Raw genomic sequence first — 24,473 nt, 5'->3', positions numbered from 1 at the left:
ATGTTTGTCCTTACTGCCAAGCTTTATGGTAAGCGCCGAGAGTAGTCGTACTGCCTTCAGACACTTTGTCTAAGGCTTGATCCCAAGCTGGCTTAACTTGGTACTGCGCAGGGTTTAACTGGTATTGATCGATAGCTTGTCGCCATACACGTGTTATTTGTTCAACGTAGGCAGGGCTACGCTGGCGGCCTTCAATCTTCACGGCTGCGATGTTGGCGTTAAATAGTTCGGGTAATAATGACAACGTATTTAAGCTCGTGGGCTCCTCAAGGGCGTGGTAAAGATTATCTTCGACATGGAATCGGCCTTTGCATAAAGTGGGGTAACCGGTTTTTTCGTGTTGTTGGTATTTATCGATTAACACATCACTTAAGCGCGATTCGAGGCCAGAAGGCGTTTGCTGCCAGCGCACAAACTTAGCTGGCGAACAAGCGCCGACGGTATTGGGAGACTCTCCAGTGACATAAGACGATAGGTAGCAACGTCCTTCAGCCATGATACACAAGCTACCAAAAGCAAAGACTTCTAGCTCAATATTGGTCGCGCGAGCGAGTTGTTTTACTTGGTGTATTGACAATACGCGCGGTAAAACCACGCGTGAGACATTAAAATTTTCTTGGTAGAAGGCAATCGCGGGCGCATTGGTTGCGGAGGCTTGTACCGAGAGGTGCAAGTCTAACTCAGGGTAGCGTTTACTGGCATATTCAAGGGCCGCGATGTCTGCGACGATCACCGCATCAGCGCCTATTTCGGCGCATTTATCTATCGCTTTAAACCAGCGCTGTTGCTGGCCTGGGTGAGCAAAGGTATTAATCGCCACATGAAGGGATTTGTGATGGGCCTTGATATAGTCGACCCCTTGCTGCAGCTTTTTATCGGTAAAGTTTAAGCCGGCAAAATGGCGGGCATTGGTATCATCTTTAAAGCCGATGTAAACGGCGTCTGCACCGTTATCGACTGCCGTTTTCAGCGCGGGTAAGTTTCCCGCAGGGCAAAGCAGTTCCATAATTAAAGCCTAAGGTGTAATGATGAACGCATTGTAAGTATCGCTGGGTATGGGCTTTTTGATGTAGGGCAGGGTTGCGGATGTTTTTTGCCTTTGTTTGATTTATGCCAGGATCAAGAGTGTAAAACTTATCAATAATGACGGATTTTATCAGTGGGGAGTTTTATGTTCGATCAACTGCAACAACAGCTTATTAAACTTGGGCCGCAGTTACTGCGTGTGCCGGCGCAAGCCATGCCTTTTCCGTTACAGCGAGTGTGTTTGGAAAATGCCCTTAATCGAGCGTTAGCGACGAGTATAGAGGACGAAGAGCTCGCGTTTTTGGCTGATAAATGGCTAAAAGTAACGGTCACCGATTTAGACGTGAGTTGGTGTATGACGTTAAAGGGGCAAAAAATTCTGGTTGCTGCGCCACAGCAAGCTGCGGATGTCAGTTTTATGGGCGCGCTGAACGACCTTATTCTAATTGCTGGACGTAAAGAAGATGCTGATACGTTGTTTTTTCAACGCCGTCTACAAATTGAAGGTGACACTGAATTAGGTCTTGAAGTTAAGAACTTATTGGATGGCTTTGATATGGCACTATTGCCTAAACCGGCCTTACATGGCATTGCTAAGTTAGCTGAATTTATAGCGCAAGGCTCTGCTACTAGGTTTACTGTTAGTCCCTGATATAAGAACACTATATTTGAGAAAGTTCCCTTAAATTATCACTAACTGTGTGTTATTTGCCCTAATACACAGTTTAACGTTTTAGGTTGGTATTCCAGTGGCGAAGATCGTAGTCTGGCACTATGTGAAGCAGTGGTGATAGATGATGATTTCTCGCAGTATTTTTCGCTTATTGGTATTGTTTTTTGTCTTTTTTGTCACCATGACTTTTGTCACCGAGAATATGTTGCCTTGGCAAAAGCTAGAGTTGATCAGTCAAAATCTTATCTCAACATACTTGCCACTCTCTTCTGAATTGAGTGCTTTGGTGCTGTATGGCTTACTGACTTTAAGCTTTGCACTGGTGGCGTTTGCGATTATTGGTCTATTGCTTTTTTGGGGGGGGGCACGCTGGTTATTTCTGATTGGCTATGGTGTATTGATCTTAGCTAACTGGCTAACCAAAGAGCCTTTAATTGTTAGTTACCTTGCGAATATGTATACCCACCTTAGCTCTATTACTGGCGGCTTTATTATCTGCTGTGTGTTCTTTACTAATATTCGTTATTACTTTATTTCTGAGCGAAAAATCTGGAGTTAGAGCAACGTTTTACAGCCAAAAAATCCCTTGTTATTTATTAGCAAATAGCATAAAAACAAGTTACTAAATAAGAATAATTGTATTGCCACAGACTAATTTTGGTATTTTGTTAGAATAAATAACTAGCCTATATTGCTTCAGTGGTGGTTTAAAGTAGTAATCTGGATTTATGTATTATGAATAAGCTTTTCTCTGACCGTATCTCAGACGTTCCTCAATCCTTCATTCGTGAGATTTTAAAAGTGGCAGTGGACCCTAATATTATCTCTTTTGCGGGAGGCTTGCCTAATCGCGACCTTTTTCCGGTGGCTGCGTTAAAAAAAGCGACTAATGACGTGTTTGATAGTGCGGGTAAAGATATTCTGCAATACAGTAATACCGAGGGCTATTTACCGCTGCGTGAATATATTGCTGCACGTTATAAAAAACATGAAGGTTTAGACATCGATCCTGCGGATATTTTGATCACTAGCGGATCCCAACAAGGGTTAGATTTATTAGGTAAGACACTGCTTAATGAGGGCGATGACGTGATCATTGAAGAGCCTGGCTACCTTGGTGCGATCCAAGCTTTTTCAGTATATAAATCGAAGTTTAATCCAGTACCTGTGGGCTCTCAGGGGTTGGATGTGTCAGCGTTTGAAGAAACCCTTAGTAAAGTGGATGCAAAGCTTTTCTACGCGGTGCCTAATTTCCAAAATCCATCAGGCGTCTCTTACCCAGAGCAAAACCGCCATGATGTTGCGGCGGCATTAGCAAAAAGTGCAACCTTGATCATTGAAGATAACCCTTATGGTGATTTGCGCTTCTCGGGTAAGCAAGCCACTTCATTTAAAGCGCTAATACCTGAGCAAACGGTATTGCTTGGATCGTTTTCTAAGACGGTGGTGCCTGCATTTCGCTTAGGGTGGATTGTTGCACCTAAAGCGTTAATGGAAAAACTGGTGATTGCTAAACAAGCCTCAGATTTACACACTAACTACTTTTCGCAGCGCGTTTTGTTTGAGTTTTTATCACAGAACGATCTTGATGCTCATGTCGCCAACATTATTAAGGTATACGGTGAGCAAAAAAATGCGATGGAGCGGGCCATTAAAAAGTACTTTCCGGCAGAGGTCACATGCACTGAGCCTGAAGGGGGCATGTTTTTGTGGGCAACGTTACCAGAAGGCATGGATGCAAGAGCTTTGTTTGATGTTGCTATTGAAGAAAAAGTGGCATTTGTTCCCGGTGCACCTTTTTATGTGAGTAAAACAGCAACCAATACCTTACGGCTTAACTTCTCTAGCGTGGATCCTGCCACTATTGAAGAGGGGATTAAACGTTTAGGTCGAGTGATCCAATCCCAGTTGCCATATTTAGTCTGAATCAAAATGTCATCGTTTGGGTGACATTTTTCGAATATTTTCTACGCTCATTTTTTTTACCTTAGCTATTCCTCTTGAATAAGAAATCTGCATTAGTTATTTCATCTTTTATTGATTTATTTTCGGCTAATTGAGTGCATTTAGGCTTCGCTTGTACTAAATTGGTAGCGTTGTCCTCGATGACGGCAAGGGTCAGAGCTAAGCCCGCAATAATAATCCTAATTAGTTCATGTTGTTTTTGTTTTTAGATATCGGGCCGCACATTCAATGAGTGAAGGAGTGTTCGGTGAATATTGTAATTATTAGTGGTAGTCAACGTAAAAATTCATCCGCCTATGGCGTCGCTAAGGCGGTTGCTGCGAGGGCTGAACTCTCTGGCGAGGTGGCTAATTGTCACGTTTTGAGTTTATCAAAATTGAGTATCCCGTTGTGGGATGAAGATTTATGTAAAGAGTTAGATCATTGGATGGACGATTGGTTTGATACCCATCAGCTTTTAGCTTCAGCTGACGCGGTAGTTGTCGTTAGTCCTGAGTGGGAAGAAGTGACGTTAAAGAATTTTTTTGCGCTATGTGAGCGCTCTGAACTAAGTACTTTGCCGGGCGTTGTTGTCAGGATTGCCAGTACTTGTCGCGGTGCTTTTTCTGCGCAAGAACTAAGGCTAAGTAATTTTGTTTTTAACCGCCTTTGCATAGTGTTAGACCACATCGTAGTCGCTACCACTGATGAGGTCGTTAAGTGTAAGCAGCAGGATTACCATCTCGATGGCTTAAGTGCGGAGCGTGTCGATTATGGCTTTAAATTGATGGGTTGTTTAGCAAAAGGAAATAGTCCTATTGCTCACTTTATGCGTCCAAATAATGCACAGCACCTGAAAGTGGCAGCGATGTCCCATTAACAATATTAGTTCATAAAATCGCTATATTTTTCAAAGCTAATACCAGTCATGGTGTTAGCTTTTCGATTTTGGAGCTGGTTAATTGCGTTTATTCTTTGCCCTTTATGCGGGCTGAGTGATCGCTAGCAGAGACATCCTCCTCTGCGAGCTCGCCACATAAATAAACTCGGCTTGAGCTGAATGGAGTGAGAGGAATTTGTCCCTCAGCTTGTGGCTCAGGCTCTGGCATTTTCTGATGATGTAACCAATTTTGTTCAATTCTATCCACCAGTCTATAAGCCACGATAACGGCGATAATGCCAAATATCATGGTCCCTAATGCTTGCCCGTATAATACCCCGCTCGGGCCAAACCAAGCTGCGCCAAAATAAACGAAGGGAAAGGTGCCTAAGGTGGATTTACCGACGTTGAGCACGGTGGAGTAACTGGCGAAACCTAAGTTATTGAATGAGGCGTTTGCAACAAACTGACCGCCGGAGAAAATAAAGCTAATCGCAATAACTTGGCAAAATAAGCGTACGATACTGGCGCCTTCAGGCCCAACGCCAAAGGTCTGAATGATTAACTCTTGGCTGAAAGACAGAAACATGGCCGCCACTAATATGTATAAGGTGACAAACTTGAGTGATTCATTCAATGTTGCGCGCACGCGAGGATAATAGTGAGCGCCAAAGTTTTGCCCAATAATCGGGCCGATAGCGCCAGATAAAGCGAAGATCATGCCAAATGCGACCGGTAATATTCGTCCCACTACCGCCCATCCCGCCACGTAGCCATCGCCAAACTGTGCTATCACCGCCGTCACATAAGCATTACCAAATGGCGTGGCTACATTGGTTAATATGCCCGGACCGGCTATCGCGACAATGGGTTTTATATCTTGTTTAAAGTGCGGCCAATGGAAGCGGCCAATTAACTGGTGCTTGTAGTTTGCGCCATAAAACCCCACGGCTAACACAGCAAAGCGTGCTAGCACGGATGCTATTGCTGCCCCTTGAATGCCCATGCCTAGGGCAAAAATAAAAATAGGATCAAGCACAGCATTAACTGCGCCACCGGTAAGGGTTGAATACATGGCTTGTTTCGCGTCACCCACTGCGCGCAGTGCCGCACCCATGTTCATAGCAAGGCAAATAAATGGCAATGAAGGGACTAAAATGCGCAAGTAGTCGGTGGCGTAAGCCAAGGTTTGCCCTTTTGCGCCAATAATACTCAGCATTTCAGGTACAAACCACCAAAGTAATCCACTCACCAAACTAGTGACAATAAAGCCAAGGGCTGCTACGTGAATGGCAAAGCGCCTTGCTTTAGTGCGATCTTTTTGACCGATGGCTCTGGAAACCAACGCGGTCATTGAAATGGATATTCCAATCGCGATAGAGGTGGTAAAAAATGACAGAGTACCGGCATAGCCAACAGCGGCTGCTAGCTCTACTTCGCCGAGTAAGCTGATAAAAAACAGATCAATCAAGTCAACTAAAAAAAGTGCGGTTAAGCCGATGGCATTAGTCGAAGACATCACCACAATATGCTTGAAAATGGAGCCTTTTAAGAATTTTGCTTGTGGCATGTTACGCCATAATGAGTGTTTACGAATGGAAAGGACAGTTTAAAAGGGGAGGAGTAAAATGTCACCGCCTAAATATGGCGATGACATAGTTTGTTGCGACACCAAGGTTATGGATGTAAGCGTAAAAACTTATCCAATAGCTCTGTTTTAGTTTCAACATGAGCCGGATCGGGAATAATACAATCAATAGGACAGACCGCAACACAGGTCGGCTTATCATAAAAGCCTTCACACTCGGTGCACAGGTCTGGATTTATCTCATATATTTCAGCGCCAAAGGTAATTGCAGTATTAGGGCATTCTGGATCGCACATATCACAATTAATACACTGGTCGGTAATGAGTAACGCCATAAGATTAATCCTCTAATGGTTAATCCGTTAAGCTGACTTAGCTTGATGCGGGTTACGGGTATCGGCATCTTCAGGCAAATTTCTCATTAGCAATGCAAATTCCAGCTCGATATCATCAGGCAATGGAATATAAACAATATGGCCCGAGCCTTTGGCATCATCAACGGCTTCACCTTTACGATTTTGCATTTGCTCTAAGGTGAAGGTGATATTGCCTTTAGGTGTCATTAACTCCATGCTGTCGCCGAGTAAGAACTTATTCTTTACTGTTACTTCCACTAAGCCTGTTTCGCCATGGCGCCCTGTGATTTCACCAACAAATTGTTGATGGGTACTGACCGAGTAGCCATAGTCGTAGTTTTGATATTCGCTGTGATTATGACGACGCAAGAAGCCTTCAGTGTAACCGCGGTGAGCCAAGCTTTCTAAGGTGCTTTTCAAGTTTTGATCAAACGGGCGACCCGCTACGGCATCATCAATCGCTTGCTTATAAATTTGTGCGGTGCGTGCGCAGTAATAAAAGCTCTTAGTACGTCCTTCAATTTTTAATGAATGTACGCCCATTTGCGTTAAGCGCTCAACGTGCTCAATGGCGCGTAAATCTTTCGAGTTCATAATGTAAGTGCCGTGTTCATCTTCAAACGCTGGCATGTATTCACCCGGGCGGCCTTGCTCTTGTAGCAGCACGACTTGATCCGTTGGCTGACCTTCACCTAAGGTTGGCGCTACTTTTTCTGGCGTGTAGATTTCCGGTTGCACTGCGACGATATCGCCCACTTCATTTTCTTTCGCTTCATGGGTGTCGTATTTCCAGCGGCAAGAGTTAGTGCAGGTGCCTTGGTTAGGATCGCGCTTATTGATGTAGCCAGACAGTAAACAGCGGCCAGAGTAAGCCATGCATAATGCGCCGTGGACAAATACTTCAAGTTCCATTTCTGGCGCATGTTCACGGATATCTTGGATTTCTTCTAACGATAACTCTCGCGAAAGAATAACGCGCTCAACCCCTTGCTGCTGCCAGAACTTTACCGTAGCCCAGTTAACAGCATTGGCTTGCACCGATAGGTGAATAGGCATCTGCGGAAAGTGTTCACGTACCATCATGATAAGACCGGGGTCGGACATGATTAACGCATCAGGCCCCATATCAACGACAGGTTTCATATCGCGGATAAAGGTTTTTAATTTCGAATTGTGTGGCTGAATATTACACACCACATAAAACTTTTTACCTAAAGCGTGGGCTTCATTAATGCCGATTTGTAGGTTTTCATGATTGAATTCGTTGTTACGTACACGTAGTGAGTAACGTGGCTGACCCGCGTAAACGGCGTCAGCGCCATAAGCAAAGGCGTAACGCATATTTTTTAGGGTGCCAGCGGGGGAAAGCAGTTCAGGTTTTAACATCATTAATCTCTCTTGTCTGAGCTCAAGTCAGGGCTAAACCACCATATGGTTTAGGGGGCGCAAATGGTACTGGTAATTCATTTATGAAGTAAGTCGCTTTGATTGCTGGAGAGAGAAATCTGATTGCATATTGATTTAGATCAATATTACTTGGGCGCAGATAAGAAGGCTTGTCGGCGGTGATGTGGCTATAAGAGTGATAACCAATCTTAACCGGGTTTAAATCGTTAGGGATGCACTGGGGATACAAAAACGCCGCAGGTTAATGCGGCGCTTTTACTATGGCTGGGTGACATTTAGTTGCTTAACGCACTGCTACTAGCATTAAGCCGGGTATCACAAAGAAAGTGCCTACTACATAACCAAAGGCTAATAGTTTGTTTTGCGAGCCAACTTCAGCCAGGCGTTCTGCCGCTTTGATTGGTAAATCTCGTAAAAATGGCAAGCCATAAATAAGGGCAACCGCTAAGAGGTTAAACAAAAAGTGTACTAAAGCGATGGTTAATGCAACTTCTGCAGCACTGCCTATAATAGCGGTAGCTGCTAATAATGCGGTAATGGTGGTACCAATATTTGCCCCTAGAGTAAACGGGTAAATTTGCTTAGTCGTAAACATACCGGAGCCCGCTAATGGGATCATCAAACTGGTGGTAGTAGAAGATGATTGTACCATCACGGTCACCAGTGCACCGGAGCAGATCCCCGTTACAGGTCCTTTACCAATAGCACTGTGCAATACGTTTTTCGCTCGGCCAACCAATACTTGTTTAAGTACCTTACCTAAGTAAGTGACAGCAAAAAGAATGATGACAATGCCGGTAATGACCATAGCGATACCGGTCCAATTACCCGGTAAAAAGGCCCAACCATCTTTTACTAAACCTACCGCTGGTTTGGTTAAAGGCTTCATGAAATCAAGCCCTTTCATTGAGACATCTGAGCTACCCACAAATAAATGGGCAGCAGCAGAAGCAAGCTTTTCTAATACGCCAAACATCAGTTCAAGGGGTAAGAAGATAGCAACAGCGAGTAAATTAAAAAAGTCATGCACCGTCGCCGCGCTGAAAGCGCGTTTAAAGTCTTCTTTTTGACGGACATGGCCAATGGATACGATCGTGTTGGTAATGGTGGTTCCCATGTTGGCACCCATCACCATCGGAATCGCGATTGAGATAGGAAGACCGCCAGCCACTAAACCGACGATAACGGCGGTGACTGTCGAGGAAGATTGCACTAAAGCCGTTGCTAAGGTGCCAAGTATTAATGCTACAAATGGATTACTGGCAAATTGGAATATTTGCTCTGCACCACTGGCACCGCCTGAAACAATTTTAAAGCCACTACCCACAGTGCTTACAGCAACCAACATGGCATAGACCAGTGCAGCAACTGCAAGCCAATTAAACATATTTTGTGTGACTTGCTTTCCCTGATTCATATTCATTTTTTGCTTCCTATCACAATCTACTCGGTGATGTTTCAGTTTTTTTGACGAGCAGATTAGAACAGCTAAATATGACAGAAATATTTCGCCGTGATCTCGCTCCATTTTTGAACGGGCGTCATTTTGAAGGCATTTGCTAAGAATTAACAGCCTATTTGATCTAAAACAGTTATAAATTAGTTTTATTGGTTGTTGAAAATCCTGCTTATTGCTATTTTGTCGGTATATAATTTCACAATAATTGTTTTATTAAGTTTAAATTTTGGTGCTTATTTATGACTCAAACAGCTTCAAATCATGAGGGTGAAAATCATCCCCATAAAAACAAGAGGTTAGTTAAAATTCTTGACGGTATTGAAAGAATTGGTAATAAACTGCCTGATCCGGCGGTTTTATTTTTGCTCGCTTTGGTTTCTGTGGCCTTATTTTCATGGCTTTTTTCTGGATTCGTTTTTACCGAGATTGACCCTCGGACAAAACAAGCTATTTTTGTTAGTAATTTATTAACAGGCGCAAATATTGCTGACTTTTTGTCGAACATGGTGACCACGTTTACTAGTTTTGCGCCTCTCGGTGTAGTGCTGGTGGCGATGCTGGGGGTAGGGGTTGCAGAGCAGTCTGGATTTATTAATTCAGGGTTAAAGCTCATGCTGAAGGTGACGCCTGAAAAGTTACTGACTCCTTCTATTATTATGGTTGCGATTGTTAGCCATACAGCTACCGATGCTGGCTATGTCTTGGTGATTCCGTTGGCTGGCGTTATTTTTCATGCTGCGGGTCGCCATCCACTGGCGGGTATTGCCGCGGCATTTGCAGGTGTAAGTGGCGGCTTTTGTGCCAACTTTATTCCTTCTGCTATTGATCCTTTATTGCAGAGTTTCACGCAAAGTGCCGCGCAAATTGTGGCGCCAGATATTCAAGTTAACCCACTTAATAATTGGTTTTTTGCCTCAGCATCAAGCCTACTGATCATGTCAGTGGGTTGGTTTATTACCGATAAAATAATTGAACCTAGACTAAGAAATACTCCTGTTGATGGCGATCCTGCCGATATTCCAAAATTTGAGGCTATTACGCGCCAAGAGCGACTTGCCTTTTGGCTGGCAATCGGTGTTATGTTTATTGGGGTTGCCGTGTTGGTTTATGCTTGCTGGCCCGTGAATAGTCCAATGCGAACTATTGATGGCGAGTTAGCTGTGTTTAAGGCACCATTAATGCGTTCAATTGTGCCTTTAATCTTCTTGCTATTTGTTATCCCGGGCATTGTTTACGGTATCTTGGTTGGCACATTTAAGAACTCCAAAGATGTCATTGCAGCGATGACGAAGTCAATGAGCTCGATGGCTTATTATGTTGTGATGGCGTTCTTCTGCTCCTTATTCATTAAAGCGTTTGCTGATTCAAATATAGGTGCCTTAATCGCATTAAAAGGAGCAGCTGCCTTGAAGTCGATGGCATTGCCGTCGGGGGTGACTATCGTCGCGATGGTATTTTTAACGGCGGCAGTCAACTTGTTCGTTGGCTCATCATCTGCCAAGTGGGCCTTGATTGGCCCAATCATGGTACCCATGTTAATGCAAATAGGGTTATCGCCCGATTTAACCCAAGCGGCGTATCGAGTGGGCGACTCTAGCTCAAATATTATTACCCCGTTAATGCCTTACTTTCCACTCGTAGTGGTGTACTGTCAGCGCTATGTGAAAAATACGGGATTGGGCACACTGATGGCGATGATGCTGCCTTATTCAATTGCTTTGCTGGTGATTTGGACGAGCTTCTTACTGCTTTACTGGGGCCTAGGTTTACCGTTGGGTTTACAGTCAAGCTACACCTTCCCGGCACTTTAACCGTCAAATAAACAAGGGGTTTATGCCCCTTGTTTATTCATCTCAATCCGCACTAAGCATATTGTCATTTTTTATCTTACTCAGTGTTAAAGTCAGATTAACTTAGCGCCATCACAGAAGCTGCGTTTGACTTGGTTTTAGCATGTAGCAAATACATCTGACTTTGGTTGCTTTCTTTGGCATATTTTTTCGCAAGGGAAGCATATTCAGTTAGCTTCTCAGCAGAGCCATGAAAGTTATTTGGAATGCAAACTATCCCTACCGCTAATCCCATAATCGGGAAAAAGCTTCTTTGCCCCTTACGATCCACCCCAGTAATACCATTTTGTGAAATATGCTGAGATTTATATAAAGAGATGATTTTATTATCAAACTCATCAATTACTTGCTGGCAGCATGCTTTCCAGTCGGCATCTCTTAATAATGCAACAAAATCGTCACCGCCGACATGGCCAAGAAAGTTATGATCTTTTTTTAATTTGTCTTTTAAAATGTTGGCCAATAAATTAATGGCTTCATCGCCTTTACTGTAGCCATAACAATCATTAAAGGGCTTAAAGTTATTTAAATCGAAATAGGCAATTTGAAAGCTTGCGCCTTGGCGCAGGTACTGTTGCAGGGTTTGGTTAACGGGCACATTACCTGGCAATAAAGTAAGTGGATTGGCGTGACGTGCTAGTTTGAGCTGATATTGGGTCAATTGTCGCATCAAATCACGGATCGCGCCTATGCCCAAATAGTGGCCATTATTGCATATAATAAAGTTTAACTCTAAATCAAGTTCAGTATTTTCAGTGAGTTGGGTACTCACTTGGGTGAGGTCCATATTGCTTTCAACGATCAGGGGTTGGCGATACATTAGCTCTGAGATGCGCTTGCGGCCGTAGAGTTCGCGGCCGTAACGGCCTGAAAACAAGTTAAGTAGGTCTTGGCGTTTAACCAGGCCTATGGCACGTTGATTTTCAACCACGGGAATGCAATTTAAAGCTGGGTTGGCTAAAAAACGCTCCATAATTTCGTTGGCTAGGGCTGTTGGTAGCGCAGGCTCACAATATAAAAGTAAGCTGCCAATTTGTTGGGCAAACGCGCTTTTTACGGTATTTTTTGTCAGTAATAAATGTGCCCACTGATGAGATCGAGCGGGATCATCTTGTGGTGGAGAGAAAAGATAACCTTGGCAGTACTGAATCCCCATGCTCTGGGTGATCTTAAGCTCCTGAGGTCGCTCTATGCCCTCGACAATCATTTTACAATTCACTTGGTAGGCCAGTTGGCAAATAGAACGCAAAAACTGACGTTTAATCGGATCTTTGTCGAGGCCACTGGCAAAGTAGCGATCGACTTTAATAAAATCGGGTTGTAATTCGGACCATGTCCGCAAGCCTGAATATCCCGCACCTAAATCGTCAATTGCGATGGCGATACCACGCTCTTTTATCTGACGAATTTTTAGCTGCATGCTCGCATGGCAGTCAATTTGATGTTGCTCAGTGAGCTCTAGTACCAATTGTTGTGGTGCTACTTGGTAGCGATTAAGTAACCGCTCTATGTCTTGTATATCGACTAGGCTAAACGCCTTAGCGCTTAAATTAATAAACAAATAGCTTTTTAAATCGAGCTTTTTGAACTTTTCTAGGGCTGCTTCAATGCAGGTAAGCTCAAGCTGGGGTAATAAATGAGCATCTTCTGCGGCCTGAAATAACTGTAATGGCGCATGTAACCTTGAATTTGATGGCCCACGGCTCAGTGCTTCATAGCCAAGCGCTGGTCCATTGAATGTGTCGACTATTGGCTGCAATAAAATGGTGATTTTTCGTTGCTCGATAATTTGCTCAATTTCACTATTTTTAAACTTGATTTCCATGTGCTTAGAGCCTTTCGTTTTTTTCCAATTTAAGTCTTTGGTGTGACAAAACTATGAAATGATTGGGGATATTTTGAGCGTTGTGCGGTGGGGCGGGAATAAAATGATTAAAATTAGAACGGAAAAAGGGCTTGAGTTAGACTCAAGCCCTCGCTACTTATGCTTGTTCAAGCTGTTTAGATTTGCTGCTGATTGAAGTGCTTTGTGGCTCTGCTTCAATTATTGGTTGTTCTGGCTCAGAAGCTGCTGCTTGTCGCTCCAATTCCTCTTGGTGTTTTTGTACTAATTGTTGTTCTCGTCTTTTTAAGTATTCATAAGTACTGACTTGCGAGCGTATTTTACGACGGTTACCTCGCTGTACATACTCGTTGCTTTGTTCTTTATCAATAATGCGCGCTTTAGTGGTGTCCTTAAACTGTAATTCAATACTATGTTTTATCATGGCTCTAAGCTCAGGATGATAAATAGGGCAGCCCACTTCAATACGGTTATCAATGTTACGCGTCATCCAATCGGCGGAAGAAATATATATTTTTTCATCGCCATTATTGTGAAAAATAAACGCTCGAGGGTGCTCTAAAAAGCGGTCAACAATGCTAATTACTTCTATGTTTTCACTAATGCCTGTTACGCCAGGTACCAAGGCACACATACCACGAATGATCATGCGAATTTTTACCCCGGCACTACTGGCTGCATAGAGGCGGTTAACGATGCCTTTGTCGACAAGGTTATTAACTTTAACGGTAATCGCTGCCGGCTTGTTTTGTTTCGCACTCGCTATTTCGGCATCTATCATGCGGTAAAGGTAGCGTCTGCAGTTGATAGGTGATACCAATAAATGATTAAACTTAGTGCGGCGATAAGGGTGCTCAATAAAGTCGAATACGCCGTCCACCTCTTGGGCTAATTCTTGGTTTTTGGTCAGTAAGGCGAAGTCAGTGTAAATTTGCGCGGTTTTTTCGTTAAAGTTACCAGTGCCTAAATGCGCATACTTCACCCATTGGTCGTCTTCTAGACGTGTAATCAGACAAAGTTTTGAGTGGATCTTTAAAGTAGGGACACCAAACACCACTTTTACACCCGCTTGTGTTAAGCGTTTTGACCATTTGATGTTGGCCGCTTCATCAAAACGCGCTTGTAGCTCTATCACTACTGTTACTTTTTTACCGTTATTGACGGCATCAATCAGCGAGCTAACAACGCGTGATTTTTTTGCAACGCGGTAGAGGTTGATTTTAATCGTACTTACTTTGGGATCCAGTGCGGCTTGGCGGATCAGTTCAGTAACGTAGCGGAACTTATGAAACGGGTAGTAGAGTAAAATGTCGCGTTCGGAAATAGCATCGAAAACCGTATTGAATTTTTCGATTTGATGACACGATAGCGCCGGTAAACTTGGATTTTCAAGGTAGGCTCTTCCCACATTTGGAAAGCCAATAAAATCTTTGAAGTTGTGGTATCGTCCGCCCGGAATAATGCTGTCGTGAGATGATATGTGTAATTTATCTTTAATAAAATCAACCATGTGTAGAGGCATTTCGCGATCATAAACAAATCGCAATGGCTCATTTGTTAAACGCTGCTTTAAGCCTTCTGACATTTGCTCTAACAAGCCATGCTCTACCATGCCCTGCATATTATATTCAGCATCGCGCGTCATTTTGATTGAGTAAGAGCTTAAGCTATCGAATTCGTAAAAACCTTTAAATAGGTCTTCAATGCAAAAGCGGATAATGTTATCGAGTAAGATAAGTGATTTTTTACGCTTTGTTTGCTCACTGGGTAACTGAATAAAGCGCGGTAAGTCGTTAGTTGGCACTTCTACTAGGGAATACTTAGTTTCATCTCCCTTACGTATTTCAATCGCGAGATAAGTGTATTCATCTTTGAGGAAGTCTACTAAGTCGATGCTTTTAGTTAATTCAATGGGAGCTAAGTGGCGCAGTAATTTGTCTTTAAAATAGTTGCGGATCCAGTTTTGCTGATTTTCCGAAAGCTGGTTTTCGTTTACTAAAAAGATGTTGTGGCGGGCCAATGCTAAGATCAAATCTTTATAAGTATTATCAAAGTCCTGCTGCAGCTTAAGCACTTTATTTTGAATTTTTGTGAGTAGGTGTTTCGCTCCTTCGTCACCTCCTCTTGCTTCATTGATGATGATGCGGCGTTTCACGTCGGCGACGCGTACCTTAAAAAACTCATCTAAATTGTTTGAAAAAATACCCAAAAAACGAACTCTTTCAACGATAGGAACTGTTTTGTCCATGGCTTCTTGTAATACGCGCTCGTTGAACGATAGCCAACTTAATTCCTTTTCTACAAACAGCTTATCCAAACTCACTCTCGACCCCCTGAAAGCTAAAAATTTAATTAACAATCGTTATTATATTCAATCTCTGGTTATATTTGCTTGCGACTGGTAGCACAAAACCTATATAAAGGATGAATTTTTCATGACAAATAGTATGATTCAATAATATCGCTGCAATGTGACATTTTTATTAATGTTGTCATAAATATTTAATATAAATTTGGTGCCCTAGTTGACACAAAATTGTAACTAAAACCATCTATCCTCCACTTATTCTAGCTTATCAAGCTAATTGATGCTTTTGTCCGTAATTGATGTTTTTACTCCTTTATCCGCTTTCTTTGCGTTTTTATCGTTTCAGCAAATCATTTTTTCCGATGTAACAAAAGTGTCATCATTAAGAAATATACTAGCCAGAGTTTAATTACCATTTTGAGGATACCAATGGCAGAGGAATTTTCCCTGTCGCTTGCTGGGAGTCGCAAGCGGTTGGTAACAGATAAATTAGCAAAATACGGCGTCACTACGGGAGCAATCTTAGTATTAACTGCCTTACTGTTGATTTTTGTTTACCTTCTTTACGTTGTGCAGCCAATATTTGAAAGTGCTGACATCGAAAAACAGACCACACTAAATGTGCAAAGCCAAGGAAAAACATTGGCCTTGGGCATGGAAGAGCAAAATGAAATTGCCTATCGTATGACCGATACGGGCTTGGTTGAATTTATTGCTCTAAAGGGCGAGTCGGCTGGCTCGGTCATATTGCAGAATCAACTAGCGGGTAACGTGACTGCGTTCAGTCAAACTATTCCATCTAAAGGTATGATGGTGTATGGCTTTGACGATGGCACCATTCAAATTATTCATCCCGACTTTGAGGTTTCATACCCCAATAATCAGCGTTTCATCGAGCCTTCCGTATCATACCCATTAGGTGAATCACATCTAACGATTGATGAGTCTGGTGGTGAGATTAAGAATCTTGCGTTTGAAATGTCTGACGAGCAGGCGGGCATCGCTGCGGTTATGGCTGATGGCAGTACGGTGTTCATGGCTTTAACGGCTGAACAAAACATGATGACCGAAGAGGTTACTTGGACGCAAGTCAGTACGGTTTTGCCTGACGCCCCCGCTCAAGTTGACCAAATCCTGCTATTGCCGAACTTACGCAACTTATACTTACGTAGCGGAAATCGTTTGGCTATCTACGATATTTCAGATGTTGATGATGTCAGTTTAACAAGCATTATTGATATTAACGCAACAGGCGCGAATGTAACTAAGGTTCGCTTGTTAACGGGTGCGAGCTCTTTGATTGTTGGTAATGACAGCGGTGAAATATCGCAGTGGTTCGAAGTGGTTAAAGATGGCAGCCGTAAGTTAACGCTAATTCGTGAATTTAAGGCGGAAGCGGGCATTATTGATATTGCTCCTGAGTTCTTCCGCAAAGGCTTTCTTACACTTGATGAAGAGGGTTACCTAGGTATTTTCCATACCACAGGTGATACACGCTTACTTTCTGAAAAACTGTCAGACAAGCCATTAGAAGCCGTTGCTATTTCCCCACGAGCAAATGCTATTTTAGTTGAAGAGCCAGGTGTTCTAAGCCTTTATCATCTTGATAATGAGCATCCGGAAGTGACTTGGTCGGCATTATGGCAAGAGGTGTGGTACGAAGGTTACCCTGAGCCTGATTATGTTTGGCAATCTACCTCAGCAAGTGATGAGTTTGAGCCTAAATTAAGCTTAGTGCCGATTTCGTTTGGTACCATCAAAGCGGCGTTTTACGCAATGTTGTTTGCAGTGCCTATTGCGTTGGCTGGCGCTATTTATACCGCTTACTTTATGTCTGCACCAGTACGTTCAATTGTGAAACCCACTGTTGAACTGATGGAAGCGCTGCCTACGGTTATTCTTGGTTTCTTAGCCGGTTTATGGCTAGCACCGATAGTTGAGGAAAACTTACCAGGCATGGTCATGCTGATCCTTGGCTTACCGATTGGTGTGCTGCTGGCTGCGTTTATTTGGCATAACCTACCTAAATCTATTAAACAAGCTACACCGGAAGGTGCGCACTCATTGATACTGATCCCAGTGGTTATCTTGGTGGGTTATGCAGCATTTTCCCTTAGTACGCCGGTTGAGTATTGGTTATTTGGTGGCGATGCACGTAAGTTTCTTACTAACGAGTTAGGCGTTGATTTTGACCAGCGTAACTCATTAGTGGTGGGCATTGCGATGGGCTTTGCGGTTATACCAACCATTTACTCCATTGCTGAAGACGCGGTATTTAGTGTACCTAAGCACTTAACTAATGGTTCACTTGCGTTAGGAGCGACCACTTGGCAAACCTTAGTACGCGTGGTTATTTTAACCGCTAGTCCGGGTATCTTCTCTGCTGTAATGATGGGTCTTGGCCGTGCTGTTGGCGAAACAATGATTGTATTAATGGCGACGGGTAACACGCCATTGATGGATTGGAGTATCTTCCAAGGTATGCGAACCCTAGCTGCTAATATCGCGGTAGAAATGCCAGAGTCGGAAGTAGGGAGCTCTCATTATCGAGTGTTGTTCTTAGCTGCTTTCGTATTGTTTGTATTCACTTTTTGCTTTAACACTGTGGCTGAATTTGTGCGCCAGCGTTTACGTGAAAAGTACTCTAGCCTTTAACTGAGAGATTAAGATGAGAAATTGGTTTAAATCGGGTGCGCCATGGATCTGGATGACCGGAGGCGCCGTCTCTATTAGCTTAGTGGCTGTAGTGGGTTTATTGGTTCTGATTGCTTGGCGTGGCCTTAGCTTTTTCTGGCCAAGTACCGTGTATGAATTTGACTTAGAAGAATTAAATGGCCACCGCCACACTGTGATTGGTGAACTATACGATTCGCAAAAAGTCAGTGCTGAACGTATTTTATCGTCAGGTGTTAAATTACCTGAACAACATGATGAAGTGATCACGCGTTACCTACTTAAAACCGGTAACCGTGAATACGTTGATTTGGATTTCCGTTGGATAATGGAAACACAAATTAAAACCAAGACCGCGCCACAGAACATTGCCGTATTTGAGCGTTCTACTAATGGTAATTTTTATGGTTATGTTGAAGGTTTGCTTGAAGCTGGAGAAGCCGTTAATGCGACTGATAAGCGAGCTGAATTAATCAAGCGAATGGAGCGCGCGATTGCGCTTAATGACCAAGCAGATGATTTGCAACATGGTCCTATTGGCAGCATTAACTACGAACTTGAGCGTTTACGCTTAAAAGAGCGAGGGTTAGAGTTAAAAGGCGAGCTTGATGAGGCCGCTAAAGCTGATTTTGAAGCTCAGCGTCAAGCATTACATGACGACTACCTGGTGCTGGAAAAGGAGCTATTTGCGTTTCGTGATCAAGCTTCCCGTGATGCGGTGATTGTGCGTGACATGGATGGTCGTCAAGTTACCTTGCCAATGCAAAAAGTGCTGGATGTTCATTTTCCAAATGACATGGGGTTCTTTGCTAAATTTGGCCACTGGGTACATCAGATGGCTAAGTTTGTCAGCTCAGATCCACGCGAAGCGAATACCGAGGGCGGGGTTTTCCCAGCCATCTTTGGTACCGTTTTCATGGTGATGTTAATGGCTGTTATCGTGACGCCTCTTGGCGTGGTCGCGGCTATTTATCTACATGAGTATGCTAAGAAAGGGCCTATCACTAAGATGATCCGTATTGCGGTGATTAACTTAGCGGGTGTGCCTTCGATAGTTTACGGTGTATTCGGCCTTGGTTTCTTTGTCTACATGGTCGGTGGTAGCTTAGACCAAATCTTCTACCCTGAAGCACTGCCGAGTCCTACGTTTGGTTCGCCTGGTGTTATTTGGTCTGCCCTTACCCTTGCGATTTTAACGCTGCCGGTAGTGATAGTATCGACCGAAGAAGGTTTATCTCGTATTCCTTCATCGGTACGCCAAGGCTCATTGGCACTGGGCGCCACAAAAGCAGAAACCTTATGGCGTATTATTGTGCCAATGGCGAGTCCGGCTATTATGACGGGATTAATCTTGGCAGTAGCGCGTGCTGCCGGTGAGGTTGCACCATTAATGCTGGTGGGTGTGGTAAAAATGGCACCAACACTACCGTTAGATGGTAACTTCCCATACTTCCATTTAGAGCGTAAATTTATGCACTTGGGCTTCCACATTTATGATGTTGGTTTCCAGAGCCCGAACGTAGAGGCAGCGCGTCCGCTGGTGTATGCAACGGCATTCTTGTTGGTTACTGTGATCATTGGCTTAAACATGTCAGCGATTAGTATCCGTAACCGTTTACGCGAAAAATTCAGATCCTTGGATCAGTAATCCAGGTCATAAAGAACAGATAAAAGGTAACAAACATGATTTCAGTATCACCTACTACGGCGAATGCCCAAGCGCTAGACCTGGCTAACTTAACTGAAGCGCAAACAGCGTTAGAAATAAAAGATCTGAATTTGTACTACGGCAGCAAGCAAGCGCTGTTTGATGTCAGTATGAAGATCCCGAAAGGCCAAGTGACTGCTTTTATCGGTCCTTCTGGCTGTGGTAAGTCAACCTTATTACGCTGTATTAACCGCATGAACGATCTGGTTGATATTTGTCGTATCGAAGGTCAAATCGACCTTCATGGCACCAATATTTATGGCCGAAGTGTTGATGTTGCGGCGTTACGCCGTCGTGTTGGCATGGTGTTTCAGCGTCCCAATCCATTTCCTAAATCTATTTACGAAAATGTGGTTTATGGTCTACGTTTACAAGGCATTAAAGACCGTCGAGTGTTAGACGAAGCCGTTGAACGTTCTTTACGCGGGGCTGCATTGTGGGACGAAGTGAAAGACCGTTTACATGATAATGCATTTGGTTTATCGGGCGGTCAGCAGCAACGTTTGGTTATCGCACGTGCCATTGCGATTGAACCTGAAGTGTTGTTACTCGATGAGCCAACGTCAGCACTCGATCCGATTTCAACCTTGGTTATTGAAGAGTTGATTAACGAACTAAAGAGTAAGTACACCGTAGTGATCGTTACCCATAACATGCAACAAGCTGCGCGCGTTTCAGACCAAACGGCATTCATGTACATGGGCGAGTTGATTGAATACGCGGATACTAATACGTTATTTACGACGCCAAGCTTAAAGAAAACAGAAGATTACATTACTGGACGTTACGGCTAGGCCCGAGGAGCAATAAATGGATAATATGAATTTAAACAAACACATCTCGGGTCAGTTTAATACTGAATTAGAGAGTGTGCGTAATCAAGTGTTGGTCATGGGTGGTTTGGTTGAGCAGCAAATGAACGACGTCATTGATGCTGTGCATGCTCAAGACAAAGAAGTTGCCAAGCGTGTCGTTGAGCGTGATCGTAAGGTTAATTCTTTAGAAGTCTCTATTGATGAAGAATGTACTCGGATCATTGCTAAGCGCCAACCAGCAGCCAGTGATTTGCGCTTAGTTATCGCTATTATTAAGACCATTGCTGACTTAGAGCGCATTGGTGATGAAGCGAAACAAGTGGCACACATGGTGATTGATAATGCCAATAAAACTCAACCACCATTGGTAAGTATTGAGCATATGGGCCGCAATGTAGTGAAAATGCTGCATGACTCACTAGATGCATTTGCGCGTATGGATGTTGAGGCGGCCATTAAGATCCACGCTTCTGATATCAAAGTGAACCGCGAGTATGAAAGTGTGGTTCGCGAGTTAATGACCTTTATGATGGAAGATCCTCGTTCTATCCCTAATGTGCTAAAAGTACTGTGGGCCGCGCGAGCGATGGAGCGAGTGGGTGACCGCTGTAAAAATATCTGTGAATACATTATTTACTTTGTGAAGGGTAAAGATGTACGCCATATTGACAGTAACGAGATGGAATCATTGTTGAAGTAGATTTATTGATGCTACTGACTTGAATTTAAAACGGAGGCAATTGCCTCCGTTTTTATTTACCCAGCCCTTTTTTATGCTTTCCAATCTTGCCTATCTATTCACTTAGTGCGACTAAAGTCTGAAAATATAATCGGTTAACTTTAATTATATTGACTAATATTATCTCATCAATAAAAGGTCAAGAGCTTAATTATGGCGAGCTTTAAGCAGGGTATTGCACTGCACATTCATATCACCGGTTTATTTGTTTGTTTAATCCTAGTTTGCGGGCTCACCCTTGCGGGGTACAGTTATTCTCAAATAAGTAAATTGATTATTGAAGCGTCAGAGGAGGTTTTTCAGCGAGCAGATCGCGAAATTGAAACCAATGTTGAGTCAAGCTATCAAAAAGTACAAAAAATATTAGGTTTATTATCTCAAGGGCAGCTAGGGCAGGGCAGTAATTTAGAGCAACGTCATACCACCTTTGCTCAGTTATGGCAGATAATTCAAGTCAATCCTGATATGAACGCTGTTTATGCGGGTTACGATAGCGGTGATTTTTACTATCTTAGCAAAGTTCATCCACATCAGAAGCAGTTGCTACCCCAAGCGGCGCAAACAGCCAACTACTTGCTAACGACCGTTGAACACCAGCAAAACAAGCGGCAAGTGTGGCATCAATATTACAATGAACAAGGGCAGTTTGTTTATGGCGACGAAGGCCGTCGCTATGATTTTGATCCCCGGTTAAGGCCTTGGTATCAAGGGGCGATGGCGGAAGATGGGATCACGATTACTGAACCCTATATTTTTAATAGTTCTCAGCTACTAGGCATTACATTAGCGTTAAAGGTACCCGGTGATAAGGCGGTGGTCGCGGTTGACTTTACCCTAGCCTCGTTATCAGCCTCCCTCGCGAATAGAGATCTGCCCTTGGGCTCAGAATTGGTTATATTGGACAAACAAGCTCAGGTTATTGCGTATCAAGATCCCAGCCAGCTAGTAGGGAATAATGAACCGGCCTTAATTCATGTAAACGAACTTAACAATGAAGCGTTAAATTATGTGATTAATCACTATGAGATTAAAGAGCAAGAATTTAGCTTTGATTTAGCGGGGGAAAACTGGCTTGGCAATATTTCATTACTGACTTTTTCCAATCAAGGGGATTACTATTTAATGGTGCTTACCCCCACCAGTGAGCTATTAAAAAATGCCCACCAAATCCGTAATAATGCCGTCTATATTGCTATTTTTATCATTATATTAACCTTGCCTATTGCCTGGTTTTTTTCACAGCTTATCTCCCGTCCACTGAAGCGATTGACACTAGAGCTGCAGAATATTAAGAATTTCGATTTCACTACATCGATTAATGAACACTCCATTGTTAGTGAGGTGTCAGAGCTTGCTAGTGTTGCCGCATCGATGAAAAATACCATTGGTCAATTCCAGCAGCTATCAACCAAGCTATCAGCTCATCAGTCCCTTAAAGGGTTACTTAATAGCGTGCTGATGGAAAGTGTCGCCATGACCAAAGCCAAAGGCGGCATGATATTTACCTATGAGGCAGAAGCACAAGCTTACCAGCATCGTAAAACCTTACTACCTTGCTGTGATTACAAACAAGGCAAGATCATTGAAAAGGCCAGTATTGGTGGTGCGGATAAGCTTCTTAAGCAAAGTGGTTTTTTGATTAACCCAAAACAAGTATTAGTCAGTCAGCATAAGCTCAGTCAAGACTCCTCGTTACTAGAAAGTCTACTTAAAGAAGCGCTGAATATTGAAGATATTGCCATTACTTGGGTCAAATTAAGCAATCGTAATCAAGAGCCGTTAGGTATTTTGGCCATCATAGAAAGCCCTGATCAAGCCACTAGCCATGAAACCAGTTTTATTGAAGCACTGTCGGGTTATTGTGGTTTAGCCATTGAAAGTCAGTTGTTATTAACCGAACAAAAAGAACTAATGGACAGCTTTATCGAGTTGATAGCCAGTGCTATTGATAGTAAATCACCCTATACCGGAGGGCATTGCTCTCGGGTGCCGGAAATTACCCAAATGCTCGCACATGCTGCATGCAGCGAAACCAGTGGGCAATATCAAGATTTTGAGCTCAACCAAGAGCAATGGAAAGAGTTACATATCGCTTCTTGGTTACATGATTGCGGTAAAATCACCACACCCGAATTTGTGGTGGATAAGGCGACGAAATTAGAGACGATTTATAACCGAATTCACGAGATTAGAATGCGCTTTGAGTTACTTAAAGCACAAGCTCATTGTGATTACTGGCAAGGTATGGCGAAAGGCCAGTCAGCAACTCAATTAGCCCAAGTGAGAGACAGTTTATTAAAGCAATTAGACGAAGAATTTGCTTTTGTCGCCAAATGTAACATTGGTAGTGAATATATGTCGCCAGAGCATTCTCAGCGCTTGGCGCTAATAGCGCAACGGACATGGACTCGAACCCTAGATGATCGTTTAGGGTTATCTAAAGAGGAAATGTCACGCAAACCTAGCGCTGCATCTACGTTACCCACCACTGAATACCTGCTAGCCGATAAAGTGGATCATTTAGTGCCAAGGGATGATGGGATCTTAACCGCACCCGGTAACCCGTGGGGGTTTAATATGACGGTGCCGGAATATAAATATAACCGTGGTGAATTGCATAATTTGTCGATTCAACGAGGCACGCTCACAGCTGAAGATCGCTTTATTATTAACTCGCACATTGTTTACACCACGGTAATGCTGTCGAAATTGGCGTTGCCGCAAAACTTGAAGAATGTGCCCGTGATTGCAGCCAGCCATCATGAAAGAATGGATGGCACTGGCTATCCGAAAAAAATTCCAGCGGGTGAGCTCCCTTTAACAGCACGAATGATGATGATTGCCGATGTGTTTGAGGCGTTAACCGCGTCTGACCGACCTTATAAAGAGGCCAAAACATTAAGTGAGGCGATTAAGATCATGAGTTTTATGGTTAAGGATAATCACCTTGATAGCGACCTATTTGAGCTGTTTTTACGCTCAGGCGTCTACCTTGAATATGCGCAGATGTATCTACCCGATGCGCAAATTGATTTGGTTCAGCTAGCAGACTACGGCATTGATATGACGTTAGCTCATGCGCCAGCGTCTCTAATAACGGTCTAATCAGTTACTTGAGCGCTAAAACTTCAGCAAACGCTGATTAATTGCGGGCTTTTTGAACCAGTTAAATAAACAAAATTTTCGTCAACGGCGGAAATAAGG

17 protein-coding genes are annotated in these 24,473 nt (G+C 43.3%); 10 read left to right on the top strand and 7 right to left on the bottom strand.

The window, feature by feature from the left end; genetic code table 11:
• Positions 1 to 10: 10 nt before the first annotated feature.
• Positions 11 to 1,006 carry a ubiquinone anaerobic biosynthesis protein UbiU gene (gene ubiU / locus K6Y31_RS02745; protein WP_233051316.1) on the bottom strand — a complete coding sequence of 332 codons (996 nt, stop codon included), beginning with the start codon at positions 1,004 to 1,006 and terminating at the stop codon, positions 11 to 13.
• Between the two features lie 165 nt (positions 1,007 to 1,171).
• On the opposite strand from ubiU, the gene ubiT reads away from it, so the two are divergent.
• The 4 genes from ubiT (at position 1,172) to K6Y31_RS02725 (ending at position 4,523) form a co-directional block, all read left to right on the top strand.
• Complete coding sequence (gene ubiT, locus K6Y31_RS02740) at positions 1,172 to 1,678, top strand: ubiquinone anaerobic biosynthesis accessory factor UbiT (protein WP_233051315.1); 507 nt, start codon at positions 1,172 to 1,174, stop codon at positions 1,676 to 1,678.
• A 142-nt stretch (positions 1,679 to 1,820) separates the two neighbouring features.
• Positions 1,821 to 2,258: a hypothetical protein gene (locus K6Y31_RS02735; RefSeq protein ID WP_233051314.1), complete on the top strand. Its 438-nt coding sequence runs from the start codon at positions 1,821 to 1,823 to the stop codon at positions 2,256 to 2,258.
• Positions 2,259 to 2,434: 176 nt separating this feature from the next.
• Complete coding sequence (locus tag K6Y31_RS02730; protein ID WP_233051313.1) at positions 2,435 to 3,625, top strand: aminotransferase-like domain-containing protein; 1,191 nt, start codon at positions 2,435 to 2,437, stop codon at positions 3,623 to 3,625.
• 286 nt (positions 3,626 to 3,911) lie between these two features.
• The gene (locus K6Y31_RS02725) at positions 3,912 to 4,523 is read left to right on the top strand and encodes an NADPH-dependent FMN reductase (protein ID WP_233051312.1); all 612 of its coding nucleotides are present in this window, start codon (positions 3,912 to 3,914) and stop codon (positions 4,521 to 4,523) included.
• Between the two features lie 88 nt (positions 4,524 to 4,611).
• On the opposite strand, the gene K6Y31_RS02720 is transcribed toward K6Y31_RS02725, so the two are convergent.
• The 4 genes from K6Y31_RS02720 to K6Y31_RS02705 all read right to left on the bottom strand — a co-directional run bounded on the left by K6Y31_RS02720 (position 4,612) and on the right by K6Y31_RS02705 (position 9,297).
• Complete coding sequence (locus K6Y31_RS02720) at positions 4,612 to 6,093, bottom strand: MATE family efflux transporter (protein WP_233051311.1); 1,482 nt, start codon at positions 6,091 to 6,093, stop codon at positions 4,612 to 4,614.
• Positions 6,094 to 6,200: 107 nt separating this feature from the next.
• A complete protein-coding gene (locus tag K6Y31_RS02715; RefSeq protein WP_233051310.1) occupies positions 6,201 to 6,446 on the bottom strand; it encodes a YfhL family 4Fe-4S dicluster ferredoxin in 246 nt (81 codons plus the stop codon).
• Between the two features lie 27 nt (positions 6,447 to 6,473).
• Positions 6,474 to 7,853 carry a prephenate-dependent tRNA uridine(34) hydroxylase TrhP gene (gene trhP / locus K6Y31_RS02710; RefSeq protein ID WP_233051442.1) on the bottom strand — a complete coding sequence of 460 codons (1,380 nt, stop codon included), beginning with the start codon at positions 7,851 to 7,853 and terminating at the stop codon, positions 6,474 to 6,476.
• Between the two features lie 304 nt (positions 7,854 to 8,157).
• Positions 8,158 to 9,297, bottom strand: a complete 1,140-nt coding sequence (locus K6Y31_RS02705; protein WP_427901888.1) for a Na/Pi symporter — start codon at positions 9,295 to 9,297, stop codon at positions 8,158 to 8,160.
• A 275-nt stretch (positions 9,298 to 9,572) separates the two neighbouring features.
• Between K6Y31_RS02705 and K6Y31_RS02700 the strand changes: the two genes are divergently transcribed.
• Positions 9,573 to 11,144 carry an AbgT family transporter gene (locus K6Y31_RS02700; RefSeq protein ID WP_233051309.1) on the top strand — a complete coding sequence of 524 codons (1,572 nt, stop codon included), beginning with the start codon at positions 9,573 to 9,575 and terminating at the stop codon, positions 11,142 to 11,144.
• Positions 11,145 to 11,241: 97 nt separating this feature from the next.
• Here K6Y31_RS02700 and K6Y31_RS02695 read toward each other — a convergent pair whose 3' ends face one another.
• Both K6Y31_RS02695 and ppk1 read right to left on the bottom strand, forming a co-directional pair.
• A complete protein-coding gene (locus K6Y31_RS02695) occupies positions 11,242 to 13,008 on the bottom strand; it encodes a GGDEF domain-containing protein (protein ID WP_233051308.1) in 1,767 nt (588 codons plus the stop codon).
• Positions 13,009 to 13,165: 157 nt separating this feature from the next.
• A complete protein-coding gene (gene ppk1 / locus K6Y31_RS02690; RefSeq protein ID WP_233051307.1) occupies positions 13,166 to 15,349 on the bottom strand; it encodes a polyphosphate kinase 1 in 2,184 nt (727 codons plus the stop codon).
• 414 nt (positions 15,350 to 15,763) lie between these two features.
• Between ppk1 and K6Y31_RS02685 the strand changes: the two genes are divergently transcribed.
• From K6Y31_RS02685 to K6Y31_RS02665, 5 genes are all read left to right on the top strand, one after another.
• Positions 15,764 to 17,989, top strand: coding sequence for an ABC transporter permease subunit (locus K6Y31_RS02685; RefSeq protein WP_233051306.1), 2,226 nt, complete (start codon positions 15,764 to 15,766; stop codon positions 17,987 to 17,989).
• A gap of 13 nt (positions 17,990 to 18,002) precedes the next feature.
• Positions 18,003 to 19,655 carry a phosphate ABC transporter permease PstA gene (gene pstA, locus K6Y31_RS02680; RefSeq protein ID WP_233051305.1) on the top strand — a complete coding sequence of 551 codons (1,653 nt, stop codon included), beginning with the start codon at positions 18,003 to 18,005 and terminating at the stop codon, positions 19,653 to 19,655.
• A gap of 35 nt (positions 19,656 to 19,690) precedes the next feature.
• On the top strand, positions 19,691 to 20,509 hold the full coding sequence (pstB, locus tag K6Y31_RS02675) for a phosphate ABC transporter ATP-binding protein PstB (RefSeq protein WP_233051304.1): 819 nt from the start codon (positions 19,691 to 19,693) through the stop codon (positions 20,507 to 20,509).
• Between the two features lie 16 nt (positions 20,510 to 20,525).
• Complete coding sequence (gene phoU, locus K6Y31_RS02670) at positions 20,526 to 21,230, top strand: phosphate signaling complex protein PhoU (protein ID WP_233051303.1); 705 nt, start codon at positions 20,526 to 20,528, stop codon at positions 21,228 to 21,230.
• A 192-nt stretch (positions 21,231 to 21,422) separates the two neighbouring features.
• Positions 21,423 to 24,374, top strand: coding sequence for an HD domain-containing phosphohydrolase (locus K6Y31_RS02665; protein ID WP_233051302.1), 2,952 nt, complete (start codon positions 21,423 to 21,425; stop codon positions 24,372 to 24,374).
• The last annotated feature ends 99 nt before the right edge of the window (positions 24,375 to 24,473 follow it).

The sequence above is a fragment of the Motilimonas cestriensis genome, assembly GCF_021295315.1.
Taxonomy (GTDB): Bacteria; Pseudomonadota; Gammaproteobacteria; order Enterobacterales; family CBDFNC01; genus Motilimonas; species Motilimonas cestriensis.
The sequence above is the reverse complement of the archived record's forward strand: the minus strand, read 5'-3'. Positions and strand labels throughout refer to the sequence as shown.